Genomic DNA, 1151 nt, shown 5'->3' with positions numbered 1-1151 from the left:
CTCCAGTGTTCCGGCCCATGCCACGGCCCGCAGCAGCGCGCTGTGCGCCTGCACCGACGGGGGAACGGCCTCCAGGTCCCGGGGAGGTGCCATGCCGTGGCTCATGAGGATGAGGGACATCTCGAAGAATTCGCCGTACTCGTTCAGGTAGTCGAGCGCGTCGGTGTCCTCGGGCTCGTGCAGCACGAGCGGACCTTCGGCCCCGTGATGCGCACCGGTCGTGCCGAGCAGGCCGGCCTGCTCCAGGGTCATGAGCATGTGGGCGCGTTCGGGCCGCCCGCCTGAGTGCAACCACTCCTGCCGCTCCCGTTCCATCTCCAGGTCGCGGAGCGGTGCATCAAACGCCTCAAACAGTGGCGCGGCACCGCCGCCCGCTACGATAGGACAGCCGCGATCTACCTGGCCGGACTCCACGTTGCGGGCCCTAGGGGAGACCGATTCCCGGCCACTCCCGGAGGGTGTGAGCACAAGGGCCGGGCGCATCCGCCCTGCACGACCGGCGACGGAGCAGCCCCGCTCAGGTGGTCGCTGTGCAACTAGACGCACTGGCGGGTTGGCTTGATCTATGTGGGTACGATCATCGCTACACGCCCCCCACGTTGAGAGCCGAGGACTTACATGTCTGGAAACCTTCCCGCTCAGAGTGTCACGGCCGACTATGCGCAGCGGGTCGCTGATGACCTGGCGGCGAACCGCGGCGAGCAGGAGCGCGTGCGTACCGAACTGGCGCGGTTGCAGGATGAGCTGGTCCGTCTGGAGGAGAGTGAGCAGGTCCTGACGAAGATGCAGGAAGTGCTCGGCGGTACGCCCAAGCAGGCAACGAAGCAGCGCAAGGGCGGCAAGGGGGCCGCGGTTCCTGCGGCGCGGGGCTCCGACCGTAAGAAGACAGCAGGGAAGGCGGCTGCAAGCGCCGGGCGCAAGGCTTCCAAGAAGACTGTGTCGCCCAAGAAGGCGGGGGAGCCGACGTGGCTGGAGCTGACTACTGCTTACCTGGGAGGGCAGAGCGAGCCCCGGTCGGCGGCAGAAGTAGCGGCCTCGCTCACTGAGGCGCACCCTGAGCGCACGGTCCAGGTGACGGTGGTGCGCAACTCTCTGGAACAGGGGGTCGCCCAAGGGCGGCTTGAGCGTTCCAAGCAGGGACGTTCGGTCTT

Annotated in this window: 2 protein-coding genes; one reads left to right on the top strand and one right to left on the bottom strand. The window is 67.5% G+C overall.

Annotation, left to right across the window (positions count from 1 at the left end; all coding sequences use genetic code 11):
- Positions 1–258 (bottom strand): hypothetical protein (locus tag ACZ7HQ_RS45780; protein ID WP_471003642.1); only part of this gene is annotated, 258 nt, incomplete at its 3' end.
- A gap of 360 nt (positions 259–618) precedes the next feature.
- Between ACZ7HQ_RS45780 and ACZ7HQ_RS45775 the strand changes: the two genes are divergently transcribed.
- On the top strand, positions 619–1151 hold a 533-nt coding region (locus tag ACZ7HQ_RS45775), incomplete at its 3' end, for a hypothetical protein (RefSeq protein ID WP_471003639.1).

This window comes from Streptomyces sp. NPDC037290 (assembly GCF_055603245.1).
The sequence above is the reverse complement of the archived record's forward strand: the minus strand, read 5'-3'. Positions and strand labels throughout refer to the sequence as shown.